Here is a 13,581-nt window from a genome sequence, read left to right on the forward strand (position 1 = left end):
ATTTAGTTCTGACTCTGCACAAATCTGCACTCATCATTAGCACAAACCAGTTTGTTACCCTTTTCTACCATGTAAGTGCCACATTTTGGACACTTTTCGGTAGTAGGCTTTGACCAGCTAATGAAATCACATTCTGGATGATTAGAACATCCAAAGAACTTTCTGCCCTTCTGTGACTTTCTGATTACTACATCACCGCCACATTTTGGACATGGAACTCCTATTTTTTCCAGGAATGGCTTTGTATTACGGCATTCCGGGAAACCAGGACAAGCAAGGAACTTGCCGTGAGGTCCAAATTTAATAACCATGTTACGTCCGCATTCCTCACAGATTACGTCTGTAACCTCATCATGGATTTCGACCTTTTTAAGCTCTTCCTCTGCTACCTTTACAGCTTTATCCAAGTCAGGGTAGAAATTTCTTACAACAGATTTCCACTCTACTGTTCCCTCTTCTACTCCATCTAAAAGAAGTTCAAGATTTGCTGTAAATTTATCATCTACGATGATAGGGAATGAATCTACCATAATAGAATTGACAACCTCACCAAGCTCTGTTACAAACAGATTTTTTGCTTCCTTTGTGATGTAATGTCTCTTGAGAAGTGTAGTAATTGTTGGTGAATAGGTACTTGGTCGACCAATTCCCAGTTCCTCAAGAGTCTTTACAAGAGAAGCTTCTGTGAAATGTGGTGAAGGCTGTGTAAAATGCTGTTTCTCATCAAAGCTGTTAAATTTAAGCTTTGAATCCTCATTAAGCTTTGCAAGTGGATGTGTCTTTGCATCCTGCTCATCATCTGCATCAGTATAAATCATCATAAATCCATCAAAATTAACTGCAGACTCAGAAGCTGTAAACACCTGATTGTTTGCCTTTACGCTAAGTGAAACTGTGTCATAAACCGCATTTGCCATCTGGCTTGCCACGAAACGCTTCCATACAAGCTGATACAGTCTAAACTGATCTCTTGTAAGACTTTCCTTAATCTCCGATGGAATAAGCTCTATATTGGCAGGTCTGATTGCCTCGTGGGCATCCTGAACCTTTCCAGTATTCTTCTTAGATGACACAGCCGCCTCTGATAAATAGTTATCACCATAGTTTGCAGATATAAAGCCTTCAGCCATAGCTCTTGCTTCATCAGAAACACGAGTTGAATCAGTACGAAGATATGTAATCAAACCGACTGTACCGTGCCCCTTGACGCTGACGCCTTCATAAAGCTGCTGTGCAACGCTCATAGTCTTTTGAATTGAGAAATTAAGTGCCTTTGATGCTTCCTGTTGCATTGTAGATGTTGTAAATGGAAGTGGTGCTTTCTTTTCTCTTTTGCCATGTTTAATGGAATCTATTACATAATCTGCTCCATCAAGCTCAGCCATTATTTTATCAAGGCTTTCCTTATCAGAAATATCTTTCTTTCCTGTACTATCGCCATAATACTTTGCTGTGATAGGCTTTTTGGAACCTGGCACATCAAGAAGTACATCAAGTGTGTAATACTCTTGAGGAATAAACTGCTCAATTTCCTTTTCCCTGTCACAAATGATTCTAAGGGCAACTGACTGAACACGTCCGGCAGAAAGCCCTCTTTTTACCTTTGTCCAAAGAAGTGGTGAAATCTCATAACCCACCATTCTATCAAGCATTCTACGTGCCTGCTGAGCATCAACCAGACCCATATCGATTTCTCTAGGATTTTTCAGAGAATTCTTTACTGCCGTCTTTGTGATTTCATTGAAAGTAATTCTGTAAACCTTTTTATCCTGTAAATTGAGGGCGTAAGTGAGATGCCAAGAAATGGCTTCCCCCTCACGGTCGGGATCAGTTGCCAGATAAATCTTATCTGCCTTCTTTACTTCCTTGCGAAGTGCAGCAAGTAGCTCTCCCTTTCCTCGTATTGTTATATATTTAGGTTCAAAATCATTTTCAGGGTCAAAACCAAGCTGTGATTTAGGCATATCTCTAACATGTCCCTGGGAAGCCATTACCTCATAATTGCTTCCTAAAAACTTCTTGATGGTATGCACCTTAGCTGGCGACTCCACAATAACAAGATTTTTTGCCATATAAATTTCATCTCCAAATATTAATAACTATCGACAAATATAATTGCTCGTATCAGTTATATTATTTTGCTTCATAGTAGAAACGTTACTCACTATACAACAATAATTTTCTATTTTCAAGGAAAACTTTAAATATTGACAGAAAACATTAAAATTTGATTATGAATATTACCCAACTGTTTAGCACTTGATGTAATTGTTTTTGAAGGCCTCACATAACAGGCCCATTCTTTCCAAAGCCAGTACATTAGACAGTAATTGCAGATAATCTATATTTGTTTCCTCCACAACCTGAGATAGACTTTTAGGGTATAAATCAAATAACTCATAAACCTTTCCTAATTCATTTGACAATTTAGGCTTTTTGGCTTTTGCAACCTGCTCTTTAGGAGAAATATCATGTCCATATAGTTCGGATAAATCACTCATAAACTGGTCAATTGACCACAAAATTTCTGCTCCCTGGGAAATAAGCTTATTACAACCAGTTGAAAGATTATCCCCTACTCTTCCTGGAACAACAAATATTTCTTTTCCCTGCTCCAGTGCAAAATCTGCAGTAATTAAGGAACCTGATTTTTCCCTGGCTTCTACCACTATCACAATATCAGAAAGTGCTGAGACTATTCGATTTCTTCTTGGGAAATTCATCGGAAGTGGTGTTGCGCCCATCTGGTACTCTGATAAGATTGCTCCACTTTTTGCTATTTCTTCATATAGTAATCTATTTTCAGCAGGATAAATCACATCGCAACCACTTCCAAGTACCGCAACAGTCTTTCCAGCGGCTTCCAGGCAGCCTTTGTGCCCATAGGCATCTACGCCCCTTGCCATACCGCTTATAATGGTAAATCCTGCCTTAGCCAGCCTGTTTCCAAGCTCCTGCGCCATTTTTCTGCCATAGGCACTACATCTTCTAGCTCCTACTATCGAAATACATTTATTAAAATCAGGCAGTGTTCCATTATAAAAAAGCCCGTATGGCGGATCATAAATATTCCTAAGCTTCTGCGGATATTTGTCTGATTCCATTGTTATAAAGGAAAAAGGGGAATGATTAAAGTCGTCGTATTCCCTTTCCAAATCAAATTTATTTCTATCAGCTATAAAGCTTTCCACCTTTGTAGGCTCCATAAGACCGCTTTCCAGGAGTTCTTTATCACTTGCCCTATAAATATTGTAGGAATCATAAAAGTGCTCCAAAAGGCGGCTTTTTCTACTATAAGGTATATCCTCATTTCTCAGGAACCAATACTCATAAATTTTTGTATTCATCAGCATTCCTCCCAATACTTTTTGTCCAAACCTCGATAAAGGATTGCCTCCTGCAGATGAATAAGTTTAATGTCTTCACTTTCATCCATATCGGCCAAAGTTCTGGCAACTCTAAGCACCTTATGATAAGTTCTCGCAGTCAATGAATACTTGTTATACATAGCTTCCATATATGCTGTGTTTCCATCTGATAAATTGCAAAATTTGCCAATAAGGTTGCTGGGAATCTGACTATTAAATAGAAACCCATATTCTCTGTAGCGATTTCTTTGAATTTCGTGGGCAGCAATCACGCGCTTTCTAATACAATCAGAAGATTCATTATCCTCTCTTTTTGAAATCTGAGTAAAATTTAATGTTGGCGCCTCCACACAAATATCAATTCTATCCAAAAGTGGCTGAGATATTTTAGAAAGATATCTCATAATGGATTGTCTGGTACAATGACATCGGTTTAAATCTGGATAATATCCACAGGAACATGGATTCATAGCCGCAACCAAAACGAAATCAGCTGGATAGGTAAAGCTTCCAGTAGCCCTTGCTATATTAACCTGTTTATCTTCAAGCGGCTGTCTTAGCATTTCTATGGTGGATTTATTAAATTCTGTCAGCTCATCTAAAAATAGTACGCCTCCATGAGATAAGGATATTTCTCCAGGCTTTGGAATCTGCCCACCACCTACAAGTCCCTGGGCTGAAACAGTGTGATGAGGGCTTCTGAATGGACGGTTTTTGATTAATCCTTTTCTTTCATTAAAAATACCTGAGACAGAATAAATCTTTGATACCTCCATCTGCTCTTCCAAATCCATTGGAGGCAAAATAGAAGGAATACATTTAGCAACCATCGATTTGCCAGCCCCCGGTGGTCCCACCATAAGCAGGTTGTGCATACCACTTATTGCCACCTCACAAGCTCTTCTAAGAGCCTGTTGTCCATTAATCATTGAAAAATCATATGCGGTTTCAATTATATTTGAAGTGTTTTCAGAGAAAATAGGTTCCATCTCATAATGCTCTTCATTGATAATATCTATAACATCCTTTAGCTTAGACACCCCAAGTGTGATAATTTCAGGCACAAGCCTAGCCTCTGTCAGATTATCCTTTGGTACTATTACAATCTCAAGTCCTTTTTTCTTGGCCTCCATCACCATAGATAATACGCCGTTCACAGGCTGTATTTTGCCATCTAAGCCAATTTCTCCAAGTAGGCATATATCGCTTAGTCTACTGCTATCAATTATGCCTATAGCAGATAAAACAGCCACAGCAATGGGTAAATCAAAACCCGCTCCTGTCTTTTTGATGCTTGCAGGGGTGAAATTCACTGTGATTCGCTTAATAGGAAGCGCATACCCTTCATTTTTTAAGGCAGCTCGTACCCTTTCCTTGGCCTCCTTCACCTCCGAAGAAAGATATCCCACCATTTCAAACATGGGCATACCTTCAGATATATCTGCCTCAACAGATATAATCCTAGAATCGATACCATAAATGGTAGCGGTATTTACAATACTATACAATTAAACTCCTTTTGGGGATTTAAGAATATGAAAATATTAAGAAAAAAGACAGGAGTCATGATAACATACTCCTGTCCTAAAAACAATGAAAAATAATTTTATTGGTTTCCTCTATCTTATACGCTCAGTAAGTCCAAGCTTCTTGTGAACTTTTCTTAAGGTCTTGTTAGCAAAATAAGATGCTTTTTCAGCGTTTTCCTTTATACATTCATTAATGTATGTTTTGTCCTTTTCAAGTTCGGCACAGCGTGCATGGAATGGATCAAGCATATCTGCTACAGCCTCACCAACTGCAAGCTTAAAGTCTCCATAGCCCTTTCCATCGAATTCCTTTGCTACTTCATCCATAGTTTTGCCTGTTACAACACCATAGATTTCCATAAGGTTAGATACACCTGGCTTGTTTTCTACATCGTAGCGAACCTCAGCATCTGAATCTGTAACAGCCTTTTTGAACTTGCGGATTATAGTATCTCTGTCATCAATAAGGTAAATTGTAGCATTAACATTTTCGTCAGATTTTGACATCTTTTTGGTAGGCTCGGCAAGAGACATGATTCTTGCACCAGCCTTTGGGAAATATCCCTCAGGTATAGTGAAAACATCACCATAAATATTGTTAAAGCGCTCTGCTACGTCACGGCAGATTTCAAGATGCTGCTTTTGGTCAGCACCGATTGGTACCAAATCAGCCTGATAAAGAAGAATATCTGCAGCCATAAGTGCAGGATATGTAAATAAGCCTGCGTTAATATTATCAGCATGCTTTGCTGATTTATCCTTAAACTGAGTCATTCTGTTAAGCTCGCCCATGTATGTGAAGCAGTCGAGAATCCATCCAAGCTCAGCATGAGCCGAAACATGAGACTGAAAATAGATGCAGTTCTTCTTTGGATCAAGTCCTGCTGCTACATACTGAGTGTAGATTCTTCTTGCGTTCTGCTTGAACTCTGTAGGATTTTGTCTGACTGTAAGTGAATGTAAATCCATAACACCAAAGAAGCAATCATAATCCTCGTGTAAATTTACCCAGTTCTTAAGTGCTCCTATATAATTTCCAATGGTAAGCTTTCCTGTAGCCTGCATACCTGAATATAATACTTTTCTTTCCTTTTCCATCATTATTTCTCCAGTTATTTATTATGTAAAATTTCTTTTCTAATGTAGTCGTTTGTAGCATCCTCGCCATATTCAGCAAGATGTGTAAGCATTTTTTCGAGCAAATCTGCTGTGTTTTTATGCATCATGTATTTGCCCTTGCCACGCTCATAATACTCAAGTGCACTCCTATCAGTATATTTATCCTTTTGATAGGTCTTGCAGGCAGCAACTCTGTCACAATACATTTCAACAACATATTTAACTGGCATCTCCATGCCTGTCATACTATGATTTTCATCTAAACCATAATCAATCCAATACTCGAAATGATGCTTATTCCTGCCTTTATGATGCAGCCAAGCAAGCGACACCCCTGTCTCAAGCCTTTCTGCATTATTAGGGCTCTTATCTCCCTGAAAGTATTTAGCTCCAACAGAAAATTCTACCCAGGAATATTTTGATAAATCGTGGGTAAGTCCCTGCCAATATAATCCAACTGCAAAGCAGCCTTTTCTTACAAGATGTCTATGATGCGTAATAGTTTTAAAATGTTTCCAAGCCTTCATTTATCAATCAACTCCTAGTTTTACTTAAATAGAATTCTATTTAGTATTTACCCTCAATCCCACAAGTACACTTATGGAACTTCCAGGTACTTTTATTGTTTGCTGATTATCAATCGGCTTTGGCGTAAAATCACTTTTATCGTTGTAGTCGGCGGTGTTAAAACAAATGCGCCATCGTTTGCCAGGAGCTAAAAGAGGAAGTGCCATTTCCACAGTGTCATAGTGGAAGTTGTAGCAAATAAATACCTCTTCTTTTTCATCTACATAAGCTCCGTTATATAGAACACCTAACGCCTTCTGCTCTTCTCCTATGCTCATCATCCATGGTTCTGAACCGTGGAAGGACATATCTGGAAGGCCCAGGTGCTTGTAATCGTTCATTAAGAAAGGTGTCTCTACCCTTAGACATTTATGCTTCTTTCTGAAATCTATAAGCTGCTCAACAAATCTCTGCAGGGATGCTTTACTTTTATTTTTAGTAAATACTGTGTAGCCAATTTCATTATCCTGACAATATGGATTATTATTCCCCTGATGAGTAGCCGCAACTTCATCGCCTGCCACAATAAGTGGAACACTTTGAGACATCATCAGAGCCGCAAGTGAATTGCGCATCTGCCTGAATCTGTTGGCATTTATCATTTTGTTGGTGGTTTTTCCTTCAACACCGTAGTTGAAGGAGAAATTATTGTTTGTGCCGTCTCTGTTGTCCTCACCATTATCTAAGTTGTGCTTCTCGCCGTATGAATAGGAATCCCACAGTGAAAAACCATTTACGTTTGCCATGTAATTGACAAAACCGTAAGCACCATTCTGACGGCGCATATGATTAGCAAACTGCACCATGCTACCATTCATATGATTTTGAATCTGACGGGTAACATTCATGAAGGAATCATTGTATACAAAAAGATGTTTACTGCCCGACTCACTGCATAGAATCTCTTCTGGAATATATTCGTAGAAGATTTTTGTAGTGCCAAGATAAGGTTCTTTTGCGATTCTCTCTATTGGTGCATTGCAGCCCACAATATGAAAACCATCTATATGGAAGTATTTTACATAATATTTTAAACATTCAAGTTGAACATCTGATGATGTTTCCTGGGCAAATGCCATCTCCATGATAACTTCAAAACCGTTGTTATGAAGCTTTGAAACCATGGCACGAAGACCTTCTGCTGCCTTAGATGCACCACCAAAATAAGATGCTTTTGGTGCAAAATAATCTGCAAGGCCAAACCCCCAGTAATTAACTTTTCCTATATAATCCTGAACCTGTGTGATTTTGCCCTTCGAGGAAATGCTTGATTTGCATTCTAAAAACAGCTCCTCAAAATCGTATAAAGGCATAATTTCAAGGCTTGTTATTCCAAGCTTTTTAAAGTATGGAAGCTTAGATAAAAGCCCTTTATATGAGCCAACTTTTGCCGAAGACATCCCATTTCCTGCTGTAAAGCCACGCATATGTAGCTTGTACAAAACCATGTCAGTAGGGGCTATAGATACCTTTGTATCCTTCCAGTCTTTTTCAATATGTGAAATACCTGAATAAACCTTAAACTGTTGCTTTTCTCTGGCTGCTGCATCAGCCCAAATATCTCTTCCCACTATAGCTGTAGCGTAAGAATCTACGTAGGTTGTTTTGTCTTCCTTTAGTAAATAACAAATATCATCAGGATTTATACCTGAAACAGTTACAGAATAAACCAGACCTAAAGCATGTTCATCAGAAAGATCTATTGTAGAAATCTGTTTTTTAGTTGATTTGTCGAATAACAGAATAGAGATTTTTTCAGAAGTGGCATTTACTGCAAATGTAAATGTTACTTTATCTCTTCCACATATTCGTGGTCCATATTCTCTAAAATCTCCTCTTGAAACGTTCATAAAAAGCCCCATCTTCAAAGTTTAGCGTATATTTTGTCTAAAATAATAGAAATCACTAGACATTACTAATGATGAATTATATCATAAGGCTATACCTTAAACAAATATAATCTTAAAAGGAGTAAAAGATGGACGAAAATCAGGTTTTTCCAGTTGATAACGAGGATGATGATGTAGTTGTCACTTTAAATTTAGATGATGGTACAGAGGTAACATGTGAGATTCTTACAATCTTTGATGTAAATGAGCAGGACTATATTGTTCTTCTTCCCCTTGATAAAAATGGCGAGCCTAACGCTGATGGTGAAGTATATATATATCGTTATTTCGAAGATGAAAGCGGTGCACCATCGCTTGATAACATTGATTCTGATGAGGAATATGAGGCAGTCTCTAAGCGTTTTGATGAAATCTACGCCGAGGATGACGAGGACTAATCAGTTTAATCAAACATTTCATCTAAAAATCGGGATTTATCCCGATTTTTTTTATTGGTATAGGTAATATAAAGGTTTCTTTTGCAACGGGTAATCCCCACATAAAAAAGTCTTCGCTCCGCTTCTATATCCTCTCTTGACTGACATTTATTTGTTGGAATCACGCCATCACTGGCAGATATAATAAACACATTTTCAAATTCCAGTCCCTTGCTGGAATGAAGTGTATATAAACCTACCTTTCCGGATTTATCTACTACCCTGTTTCGATTTTCATAATCAATCTTTAGTCTGAGTCCATTTAATTTATCTATAGCCTGTCTGATGGTTCTGCAATCCTTAAAAACCTCCTGAATAAATTCTATTACCTCCTGATATTCTGCTATATCCACCTCATTGCTAACAGCTTCCTGAAGCAAAAAATTGTCATAGTCCATAACTCTACACAGGTAGCTAATAGCAGCTCCAGGTGACATTTTTGCCATTAGCTTTATATCAGCCCAAAAAGACTCTACCACCTTATAATAGCCAGGGTTATTGTCATAAAAATCAAGCATGGATTTTTCTGTTATACCATTTTCTACGGCCTGTCTATGTAAGTAACGGTTGGGCCTGTTGATTACAGACAACAATCTGGCTTTAGTGGCATTTCCTATAGCAATCTGAAAATAGCTTTCTATATCTGCAATAATAAAATGAGAATAGATATTTGGCATTTTCTCCTTCAAATAGAAACTAATTCCACTTGTAGTAAGCTTGTCCACCAAATATCTAGCATCCGAGTGATTTCTGTATAATACAGCTATTTCATCATAAGAAGTGCCATTTTTTCTAAGTTCGCCAATCTTATTTATTATAAATTCAGCTTCTATGGCAGGGGATTTTTTCTCTATTATTTGGATATTACCATCACCTACAGTGCTTTTTATATTTTTTTCAAAACGATTTTCATTCTTTCCGATGAGAAGACCTGCTGATTTCACAACATTGGCAGGATTTCTGTAATTGTAATCTAAAACAATTTGTTTAGCATTTGGATAGTATTCCATAAAATCACGCATAATTTTAGGATTTGAGCCCCTAAAACCATAGATAGACTGATCATCATCTCCTACGCAAAACAAATTATGAGTTCTATCTGCCAGAAGATTAGTCAGCTTAAACTGTAAATCATTCATGTCCTGCATTTCATCCACAAGATAATATGAAAATCTATGCTGCCATTTATTTAAAATGTCAGGTCTATCAATAAAAAGCTGATAGGCTTTAATGAGCATGTCGTCAAAATCAATGACATGATATTTAGCCTTTAGACTCTCATAGGCTTCTATGAAGCATTTAAGCTTTGTGGCATCTGCGTATTTCGGCTCGTAGGATTCTAAATCAATATTTTTATTATTAACAGTAGATAATTCAGTGATATAGGAATTTGCCAGAGCTATGTCATCCTTATCTATATCTGCTATAGTCATAGCTTCCTTCAAAATCTTATTTCTCATCTGTCCCATTATGATATCAGATGATTTAAATCCCTTTTCCTTTTGTAGAATGCCCCAAAATAAAGAATGGAACGTTCCAAAGGTCACTGGATGTACATCATCTGATAACCTGTTGAAACGTTCCTTCATTTCAATTGCCGCAGCTTTGGTAAATGTAATTACCAAAATCTCCTGCGCTGGTACACCAGAATTAATAAGCTCACTAATTCGTTTAGTTAATACAGCTGTTTTACCGCTTCCAGGCCCTGCTATTACAAGACAAGGCCCCTCTTTGTGAAAAACAGCCTGCTTTTGTGGGACGTTTAGTTCCATATACCTCCTATACGCCCAAATTCAAGGTTACCAGCCTATTATTTAATTAAATATTTGCCAAAATTATTTAGACAATTTTTCGATTGCCGCTTTGATACGCTTGATAGACTCTTCCTTGCCAAGGATTTCCATCAGCTCTGTTGCACCGCCAGGAGTCATCTGCTTACCTGAAACAGCTGTACGTACTGGCCAGAGAACGTATCCGTTTTTGTATTCATGCTCTGCAGCAAAGCCTGTAAGTGCTGCATATAACGCATCATTTGAATAATCATCCAAGCCTTCAAGAACTGGTAAGAGCTCCTTTAATACAGCAAGTGATGACTCTTCGTTTGTCTTCATCTTTTTATGAGTATACATTGCACTATCATACTCAGGTACAGCATCAAAGAAATCAACATGATCCTTGATGTCTGGGAAAATCTCAATACGAGTCTGAACCATCTTTGCAATCTTCTTGAGGTCTACATCGCTCTTGATGTATTCCTTGAGATATGGCTCAGCCATCTCGTAGAATTTGTCAAAGTCCATAGCCTTCATGTATTCGCCGTTCATCCACTTAAGCTTTGTGATATCGAATACTGCAGGTGACTTTGAAATACGATGATAATCGAATTCTTTTACAAGCTCCTCTAATGAGAAGATTTCGTTATCATTTTCTGGAGACCAGCCAAGTAAAGCTACGAAATTGACAACCGCCTCTGTTAAGAAGCCCTGCTCAATTAAATCCTCATAAGATGAGTGACCTGAACGCTTTGAAAGCTTCTGATGCTCTTCATTTGTGATAAGTGGGCAGTGAATGTACTTAGGTACTTCCCAGCCAAAAGCCTCGTAAAGACGATTGTACTTTGGTGATGATGAAATATATTCATTACCACGAACAACGTGTGTGATACCCATAAGGTGATCGTCAACAACGTTGGCAAAATTGTATGTAGGATAACCATCTGATTTGATGAGAATCATATCGTCAAGCTCTGCATTATCAACTGTGATTTCTCCATAAAGCTCATCTACAAAAGTAGTTGTGCCTGTACGTGGATTGTTCTGACGGATAACATATGGCTTACCAGCTGCAAGATTGGCCTCTACCTCTTCCTTTGAAAGGTTGAGACAATGCTTGTCATAAATAGAAATCTCTTTATCACCGATAACCTGCTTACACTCTGCAAGACGCTCTTCATCGCAGAAGCAGTAATATGCTTCGCCTTTTTCGATAAGCTTTTTAGCATACTCAAGATAGATGCCCTGCTCCTGACGCTCTGACTGAACATATGGACCACAGCCCTTGTCCTTGTCTGGGCCTTCATCATGAATAAGACCTGTTGCTGCAAGTGTTCTATAGATAATATCAACAGCACCTTCCACAAGACGCTCCTGATCAGTATCTTCAATTCGAAGAAGGAAATCGCCTCCCTCGTGCTTAGCAACTAAATATGCATAAAGAGCTGTACGAAGATTTCCAACGTGCATACGACCAGTTGGTGATGGTGCAAAACGTGTTCTTACTTTACTCATTTTATTTCCTCACTATAAAAAAACATAAAATTAAGGACTGCAAAAGTGCAATCCTTAATAATTCTATACCAAAATCCTAATTTTGCAAGTCATTTTTCTGAGGAGGCTCCCCTTGTGGCTTTTGTCCCTGCGGCATATTTTCTGGATCAAAATCTTCAGGTAGATTATCAGGATTAAAATCACTATTACCCCTAGGGCCTCCTTTTCCCATGCCACCTTGGAAATCACCTTCAGCCCCTGTGGAGGTTATATTATTCTCACCGCCATTTTCGATAATATTGCTATTACTTCCACCAGTGGCCGTAACCTTACCGCCATTAATGATGATTGAAGATTCATCTGCATCAAGTCCGCACTCAGGAGAATCAGCACCTGTCACATTTATCTCACCATCATTTATTGTAATGCATCCATCATATCCGCCATTACAGTCTATACCATCATTATTTTGACTAGTAACATTAACCTTTCCACCGTTAATCTCAATATAATAACCTGCGTTTATTCCATCATCCGATGATTCTATAGTGATATCACCGTCATTAATGCATATGCTGTCCTTGGACTCGATACCTTCATTTTGACTTGTAACACATAAAGTTCCAGCATTTATGACAAGAAGTTTTTCAACCTCTATTCCATCACTTACAGCATTAATCGTGATAGTTCCTCCGTCTACACAAACTAAATCGTTTGCATTTATGCCATCTGTACCATTTGATGTGATATTTATAGTACCACTTTCAATATAAAGCTCATCATCGCAGGAAATACCATGCTTATGATTTCCATTTATATTTAAAGTACCATCACCTAAAATAATCAAATCATCTTCGCTTGAAATAACGCCTTTTCCTATTTCTTCACCTGTTGATGAATCTGTTTCATAGGTATCGCTATCTGTCAAAGTATTCGTTGTACCCTCAGCCATTTCTATATAAAGATTTTTGACCTGGCTTGCATATATTACAGGTCCCTTTTCACTTGTAAGCTCAACGCCATTTAAAATGAGCTTTACGCTTTCATCAGTATTTATAAGTATTGAGGCCTTTTGAGACGAACCACTAAGAGTATAGGTTCCGCCTTCAGTTATATACAAAACTCCATCCTCATTAGAGCAGCCACTGCCGTCTATAGACATATCACCTTCTGAAAATGTGATACTGGCCTTTGTGGTCCAATCATCTTTTATTTCAAGTACATTATACTCCACTGTTCCAGACGAAGATGTAGTAGATGTGTCTGATGCTGTAGTCGTGGTAGATGTGGTATTTTTTGAAGAATCAGAGCCTGCTTCCAAGGTGGATGTGCCTGCACATGCTGACAAGCTTGCAACTATCACTAAACTTAATAAACTTAAATAAATTTTCTTTTTCAAGGCAACT

General features: G+C 38.1%; 10 protein-coding genes. 1 reads left to right on the forward strand and 9 read right to left on the reverse strand.

What is annotated here, in order from left to right:
- Positions 1-2: 2 nt before the first annotated feature.
- From topA to BLV53_RS01835, 6 genes are all read right to left on the reverse strand, one after another.
- Positions 3-2,072 (reverse strand): type I DNA topoisomerase, encoded by a 2,070-nt coding sequence (gene topA / locus BLV53_RS01810; protein ID WP_090296264.1) that lies wholly within the window; start codon positions 2,070-2,072, stop codon positions 3-5.
- A gap of 180 nt (positions 2,073-2,252) precedes the next feature.
- Positions 2,253-3,347: a DNA-processing protein DprA gene (dprA, locus tag BLV53_RS01815; RefSeq protein ID WP_170830726.1), complete on the reverse strand. Its 1,095-nt coding sequence runs from the start codon at positions 3,345-3,347 to the stop codon at positions 2,253-2,255.
- A complete protein-coding gene (locus BLV53_RS01820; protein ID WP_090296271.1) occupies positions 3,347-4,876 on the reverse strand; it encodes a YifB family Mg chelatase-like AAA ATPase in 1,530 nt (509 codons plus the stop codon). Before BLV53_RS01820 ends, dprA begins: the two co-directional genes overlap by 1 nt.
- Positions 4,877-4,987: 111 nt before the next feature.
- Positions 4,988-5,995, reverse strand: a complete 1,008-nt coding sequence (gene trpS, locus BLV53_RS01825) for a tryptophan--tRNA ligase (protein WP_090296273.1) — start codon at positions 5,993-5,995, stop codon at positions 4,988-4,990.
- 14 nt (positions 5,996-6,009) lie between these two features.
- Positions 6,010-6,543: a DUF5662 family protein gene (locus BLV53_RS01830; RefSeq protein ID WP_090296276.1), complete on the reverse strand. Its 534-nt coding sequence runs from the start codon at positions 6,541-6,543 to the stop codon at positions 6,010-6,012.
- A gap of 36 nt (positions 6,544-6,579) precedes the next feature.
- Positions 6,580-8,433: an alpha-amylase family glycosyl hydrolase gene (locus tag BLV53_RS01835; RefSeq protein WP_090296280.1), complete on the reverse strand. Its 1,854-nt coding sequence runs from the start codon at positions 8,431-8,433 to the stop codon at positions 6,580-6,582.
- 128 nt (positions 8,434-8,561) lie between these two features.
- Between BLV53_RS01835 and BLV53_RS01840 the strand changes: the two genes are divergently transcribed.
- Positions 8,562-8,870, forward strand: a complete 309-nt coding sequence (locus BLV53_RS01840; RefSeq protein WP_090296283.1) for a DUF1292 domain-containing protein — start codon at positions 8,562-8,564, stop codon at positions 8,868-8,870.
- A gap of 5 nt (positions 8,871-8,875) precedes the next feature.
- On the opposite strand, the gene BLV53_RS01845 is transcribed toward BLV53_RS01840, so the two are convergent.
- The 3 genes from BLV53_RS01845 to BLV53_RS01855 form a co-directional block, all read right to left on the reverse strand.
- Positions 8,876-10,681 (reverse strand): ATP-dependent helicase, encoded by a 1,806-nt coding sequence (locus BLV53_RS01845; protein ID WP_090296285.1) that lies wholly within the window; start codon positions 10,679-10,681, stop codon positions 8,876-8,878.
- A 63-nt stretch (positions 10,682-10,744) separates the two neighbouring features.
- Entirely contained in the window at positions 10,745-12,196 is a 1,452-nt protein-coding gene (gene gltX, locus BLV53_RS01850) for a glutamate--tRNA ligase (protein WP_090296289.1), read from the reverse strand.
- Positions 12,197-12,272: 76 nt separating this feature from the next.
- Positions 12,273-13,574: a carbohydrate-binding domain-containing protein gene (locus BLV53_RS01855; protein ID WP_090296292.1), complete on the reverse strand. Its 1,302-nt coding sequence runs from the start codon at positions 13,572-13,574 to the stop codon at positions 12,273-12,275.
- Positions 13,575-13,581: the final 7 nt, after the last annotated feature.

Origin of the sequence: Pseudobutyrivibrio sp. ACV-2 (assembly GCF_900107545.1) — a bacterium.
Classification (GTDB): Bacteria; Bacillota; Clostridia; order Lachnospirales; family Lachnospiraceae; genus Pseudobutyrivibrio.